Annotated in this window: 4 protein-coding genes; all 4 read right to left on the reverse strand. The window is 61.2% G+C overall.

The window, feature by feature from the left end; all coding sequences use genetic code 11:
- Positions 1-140: 140 nt before the first annotated feature.
- Positions 141-1,322 (reverse strand): ABC transporter permease, encoded by a 1,182-nt coding sequence (locus tag ACXWUF_RS18015; protein WP_458495989.1) that lies wholly within the window; start codon positions 1,320-1,322, stop codon positions 141-143.
- A gap of 163 nt (positions 1,323-1,485) precedes the next feature.
- Complete coding sequence (locus ACXWUF_RS18020) at positions 1,486-2,646, reverse strand: ABC transporter permease (RefSeq protein WP_458495990.1); 1,161 nt, start codon at positions 2,644-2,646, stop codon at positions 1,486-1,488.
- A 12-nt stretch (positions 2,647-2,658) separates the two neighbouring features.
- Entirely contained in the window at positions 2,659-3,360 is a 702-nt protein-coding gene (locus ACXWUF_RS18025; protein WP_458495991.1) for an ABC transporter ATP-binding protein, read from the reverse strand.
- Between the two features lie 85 nt (positions 3,361-3,445).
- Positions 3,446-4,669 carry an efflux RND transporter periplasmic adaptor subunit gene (locus tag ACXWUF_RS18030; RefSeq protein ID WP_458495992.1) on the reverse strand — a complete coding sequence of 408 codons (1,224 nt, stop codon included), beginning with the start codon at positions 4,667-4,669 and terminating at the stop codon, positions 3,446-3,448.
- Positions 4,670-5,244 lie beyond the last annotated feature (575 nt).

The raw sequence follows: 5,244 nt of genomic DNA on the forward strand, positions 1-5,244 counted from the left end.
CCCCCCCGGCCTTCCCCTTATCAGGGGAGGGAGAAACAGCCCCTTGAATAAGGGGGGTTGGGGGGGGTTAAATCCAGCCGTGGAGACTTGCTCAAACGGCTTAACTTAATGGTGGTGGCCGGATGGCCCCAGTCCAATGCTCAAGCGGCGCGTAGCGCTTCGATCAGGTCCATGCGGGCCGCCCGTAGCGCGGGCAGTACACCGCCTAATAGTCCCATCGCCAAGGCGAAGCCCAGCGATTCCAGCACAATCGCCAAGCTTAGGTCAAACGTGAACGCCAGTTCTGAGAAGGTCTGCCAATTTACGGTGGAAACCGTCAGGAATTGCATGGCCGACGCGAGGGTCACGCCGATCACGCCGCCCGCCAGCCCCAGGAGCAGCGCCTCCGCCAGAAACGCCAGCAGGATGCCGGTGCGGCGGAAGCCCAGCGCCCGCAGGGTGCCGATTTCCCGCGTGCGGCTGGCGACCGCGCCATACATGGTGATGATCGCGCCGATGATGGCGCCCAGGGAAAACACGATGCTCAAGGAAATCCCCAGGATGTTGAGGAATTTCGCCATCTGCTTGGATTGCTCGGCGTAAAACGCCACCTCCCGATGGGCTTCCTGGGTCAAGCGGGGGTCGGCTTGCAGGGATGCTTTCACCCGCTCGAAGCGGGCCGGGTCGCGCAGGGTGAAGATGACCGACGAATAGGCGTTGCGGCGGAACGCCTGCATGATTTGCTCCCCATCGCCCCAAATCTCCGAGCCGAAGGCCGTGTTGCCCGCGTCGAACACGCCCACCACGGTCCAGTCGCGCATCCCGAAGCGTAGCGTCTCCCCCAGCCCCGCGCCCTTGAAGCCCTCCGCGATGCGCCTTCCCGCGACGATTTCCGCCGAGCCGGGCCGGAACATCCGGCCTTTGACCAATTTCACTTGGGGGCGCATGGCCAGCCCCGCGTCGGACAAGCCCCGGATGGTCACGTTGGAGGGCTTGCCGTTGCTGCGCTTGGGCAGGACCATCAACAGCAGGCTTTCCTTGGAGACTTGCTTGAAGCCCGAAGCGCCATGGGCGATGTCGGGCAGGCTCTCGATGACGGCGGCTTCCTCGCGGCTGACCGAGCTTTGGATTTCGGTTTCCGAGCCGCGCCGGATCATCATCACATTGGCCGGGCTGCCGGTCGCCACCAGGGTTTGCTTCAAGCCCTCCGACAGCATCAGCACCGTGGCGAACACGTAGACCACCAAGGCCATGCCGGAGGCGGTCAGCAGCGTGGTCAGCTTTCTGGCCCAGAGGTTCTTCCAGGAATAGGCCAGCGGGATGGTGAGGCGGAAATGTGGCACGTTGGCTCCAACCCTGTTTGAGAAAATGCCGGGGTGCAAGGCTTGGGCTATCGGGCTAAAGCCCGACCTACACGGGGTCGCCGGGGCCGTAGGTCGGACTTCAGTCCGACAACACGGGGTCGGGGGCCGTAGGTCGGACTTCAGTCCGACAGCTTTGCGGACTCTATCCCAGGCTGCGTAATCCTTCGCCCACGGACACGGTGGCCGCCTTGAAGGCCGGAAACGCCGCCGCCGTCAAACCCATCGTCAAGGCGGCGACGACGGACATCCACAGCGTCTGGCCGGACAGCATGAACACCGGGAACAGGGTGCCCAGCGCATCCGCCACTTTATCCACCACCGGAAACGCCGCCGCGATGCCCACCGCGCCCGCGCCCAGGGAAATCAGCAGGGATTCCCCCACAATCAGCGTGACCAAACGGGCGGGACCAAACCCCAAGGCTTTCAGCGTGGCGTATTCCCGAAGCCGCTCCCGCGAACTCATCGCCATGGTATTCGCCATCACCGCCATGATGATGACGATAATTACGAAGGACACTATCTGCACGGCCATGACAATGGTTTCCGTCATGGCGACAAAACTCAATTGAAACGCCTTCTCCGTCTCCGTGAAGGTTTCGGCCAGCGAATTCTTGAAGGTCCGGTCCACGGCGGCGGAGATTTCGGCGGCTCGGCCCGGCTGATTGATGCCGACGAAGAATATCCCCACATGGTCCACGGCGGGACTGCCGGTTTTCTTCAGGGTTTCATTGAGGTTGTCATACTGGAAAAAGAACATGGATTCGTCCCCGCCTTTTTCCGTGCCGTAATAAATGCCCCGGATGACGAAATTCCATTGACCGGGATAAATCGTGCCCCGCAAAGGCACGGTGTCGCCGACTTTCCAGCCATATTGCGCGGCCAGTTTACGCCCCACCATCGCGCCCTTGCGGTCATGGATGAAGGCGGATTTCTCCTCGGGCTTGATGGCGAGTTCTGGGAATAGATCGAAATAGGTGGTCGGCTCGATGGCGAATTGCGGGAAGAAATTCTTTTCGTCGATATAGACCCCGCCGAACCAATTGGCGTGGCTGACCCCGCTCACGCCGCCGACTTGGCGGATTTTATTCTGGTAATGGATGGGCAGGGAAAACACCAGGGAAACGGCATGGCGGGTTATCAGCCGCGACGAGGACGACGCATTGACGCCCGCATACCAGGCGTCCACCATCGTGCGGAGCAGGGCGAAGGCGATGATGGCGATGATGATGCCCAGGGCGGTGAGTCCGCTCCTGAGTTTCTGCCGGAACAGGTTGCGCCAAATCAGCCGGAGTAGAAAATCCATAAGGGTGGAACCTCAATGACCATAGGCCGGTGCCTCGCTATTCTCGCTCAATTCCCCCTTGTCCAAGTGCCGGATATGGTGGGCCTTCTCCGCCGCCCGCTGGTCGTGCGTCACCATGATGATGGTTTTGCCCAAATCCCGGTTCAGCCGCTCCATTAAGTCCAGAATCTCCTCGGCGGATACCCGGTCCAAGTCGCCGGTGGGTTCGTCCGCCACGATTAAGGTCGGGTCCGTCACCAAGGCGCGGGCAATCGCCACCCGTTGTTGCTGCCCGCCGGATAATTGCTGGGGATAATGGGTTTTGCGGTCCTGCAAACCGACCATGTCAATGACCAATTCCACATGCTGACGGCGCTGTTTGCGGGAGAGGGGCGTTAATGTCAGCGGTAGTTCAATGTTTTCGAAGGCCGTGAGTACGGGTATCAGGTTGTAGAATTGGAAAATGAATCCCACATGGGCCGAGCGCCAATCGGCCAGGGCGGCTTCATGTAATGCGGCTATATTAACGCCGCCGACTTTCAACAAGCCGCCGCTGGGCCGGTCCAGCCCCGCGATAAGATTCAGCAAGGTGCTTTTCCCGGAGCCGGACGGACCCATCAAGGCCACGAAATCCCCTTCGTTGATGTCCAGGTTAATATCCACCAAGACGGGTATTACCTGCTCGCCGCGCCGGTAGTATTTCGTTAGGTTTTTGATTTCTACGAGAGGCGGCATTAAGAAGTGGTTAGTGGTTAGTGGTTTTGATGTTTGGGGGCGGGATTCGGTGTGGCAAGTGGCTTTTCTAACCACTAATCACTAATCACTTCCCCGCCCGCACCGTCATCCCATCCTCAAGGGTCGGCGTGGGCCGCAGCACCACTTGATCGCCGGGCTTGAGTCCGCTGCTCACCACGGCGTAATCGCCGAGCCGGTTGCTGATGACCACCGGCACACTCACCGCCCGCTCGCCCTCGACGCGGTAAACCGCTTCGCCCCCGTCCCGCTTCACCAGCGCCGAGTCCAGCACGGCGGTGACGGGCCGGTCCGCGTCCTGCGGCAGCTCCCTGGACAGGAAGGCCACCTTGGCGCTCATGTCGGGGAGGATCCGGGGGTCTTTATCGACGAAGCGCACCTTCACCATCACCGTCGCCTTGGTGCGGTCCACGGTCGGCACGATCTGGTCCACGACGCCCCGGTAGCGCTGCTCGGGCAGGGCGTCCAACTGGATTTCGCAGGGCTGGCCGAGCTTCACTTTCGAGAGGCTCGATTCGGACACGTCCGCTTCCACCTTGAGGGTGTCCAAGTCGGCCATGGACACCACCGAACCCTTGGACTGGGTGGCGGAGGCCAAGGGCGCCACGATGTCGCCGATGTCGGCGTGCTTGCTCAGCACCACGCCATCGAAGGGTGCCCGGATCAAGGTGTATTCCAGGGCCACCCGCGTCCCGTCGTGGGCCGCTTCCGCCGCCGTGATTTCGGCCTTGGCGCTGTCCACGGAGGCGATGGCCTTGGCGTGGCGGGCGATTTCCGTGTCCACCGCCTCGGGCGAGATGAATCTCCGCGCCGCGAGGGTGCGGACGCGGTTCAGGGCCAGGGACGATTCTTTCAGGTCGGCTTCGGCCCTTTGCAGGTTGGTCTTCGCCACCAGCACATTGGCGGCGGCTTGGTTCATGGCCGCCATCATGTCGCGGTTTTCCAGCCGGGCGAGGACTTGCCCCGCCTTGACGACGCTGCCTTCCTCGACTTCCAGCTTTTCCAGCCGCCCCGTGGCCTTGGAGGCGACATCGGCCTTGGTCTGCGGCACCACGTAGCCGCTGGCGTTGAGCAGGGTGTAGGCCTGGGCGGGGAATAGGGTGTTGACGGTGCCAGTTTCCACCTCGACGGCGGCTTGCTTGAAACCGAAATAGGCCGAAGCCGCGCCGACCAGCAAGGCGGCCAGCACCAGCCAGCGCAGCCAGGCGCGGGACTCGGCGGCGGTTGGCGAATCCATGGCGTCCGCCGGTAGGCGCTGAATCTTGAGTTTGCTTAAGTCTTCCCGTTTCACGGAATCGTTCGAAGAAGCTGAATGGATGGGCCGATGGGGGCGGGTCGCTGGCCCGCATCATACCGCGCCCCTTGGGGGAATCGAAGCAATGGACTTTCCATGGCGCGGATATAACCACGCCAATCCAGTCTCCAGGCGGGGCTTGATGGGGCGGCGTCCGGGCGAGTCTTTACCGACCACAGGACACGGTGCCAAGTTCCCGCCCCGTTAAGCCATGTGAACTTTGGAAGCGCGGGACTTGGGCGAAGAAACCAGAGCCTTCATCTCGTAGGATGGGTTGGGCGCACATCTGAAAGGTTTGATCCTCCCGTCAGTGGTGCCGTGCGCCGTAACCCATCATCCCAATTCACTGCCATTAAGTTAAGCGGTTTGTGATTTTAACTTAGGTTCTGTTGACGTAAGGCTCTGTTGGCATAGAGGAAAATGGCGTTTTGAAACAGATGGTTAGCCGCGGCCCATAAAAAACGTAAGTCAGGGTAGGGCGGATAAGCGGAGCGCATCCGACGCCTTGGTTGGGTGGATGCGCTTCGCTTATCCACCCTACGTCACTAATTAGGTTAAGTTAAGCGGTTTGT

This window comes from Methylomagnum sp. (genome assembly GCF_054333355.1).